Origin of the sequence: Caballeronia humi (assembly GCF_001544475.1) — a bacterium.
Lineage (GTDB): Bacteria > Pseudomonadota > Gammaproteobacteria > Burkholderiales > Burkholderiaceae > Caballeronia > Caballeronia humi.
In genome coordinates this window covers 1-519 of the sequence record NZ_FCNW02000267.1, presented here as the reverse complement: position 1 = coordinate 519, position 519 = coordinate 1, and the positions used below count along the sequence as shown (strand labels likewise).

Genomic DNA, 519 nt, shown 5'->3' with positions numbered 1-519 from the left:
TTCCGCGAGGGATAGAGCAGACCGTCGAAGGCTGGGAAGCCGCTGTTGTCGAGCGCCTCGTAAATCTGCCGAGAGATACGCTGCGTGTGGAGGTAACGTCGGCTTGCCAGTTGACCGAGATTGAGGCCGAACTCACGCGCCATCACGCCTGGTGCGGTCATGTCAGCCAAGTTCAGTCGCTCGACTACGCCAACAGCACGCACAATGCGTCCACGAATCTCGCTTAGCGTAATGGTTCGCGAACGGCTTCGGTGCCATTGGTGCTGATGAAAAACCGACTCCATCAATGCAGTCGGAAGGTCGAAGCCCAAGTAGAGAACCCCATAGCCACCCTTCGGATCGTCATATCGATTTGCGGAGCTTGTACCAAAATGGAGCGGCGTGGCGGCGTATTCGATTCGGCTAATGTGTTGGAGCAGTTCTCCCGCCGCAATGACGCGGCTTGGCATCGACAAAATCAAACTGCTTCCTCACCGTGAATACCGACCACGCTCAGCACAACCTCGACAAGTTGATCGA

Annotated in this window: 1 protein-coding gene; it reads right to left on the bottom strand. The window is 56.3% G+C overall.

From position 1 onward, the window contains the following. The coding region (locus AWB65_RS35350) for an RES family NAD+ phosphorylase (protein ID WP_445344305.1) at positions 1-449 on the bottom strand (449 nt) is incomplete at its 3' end. Between the last annotated feature and the right edge of the window lie 70 nt (positions 450-519).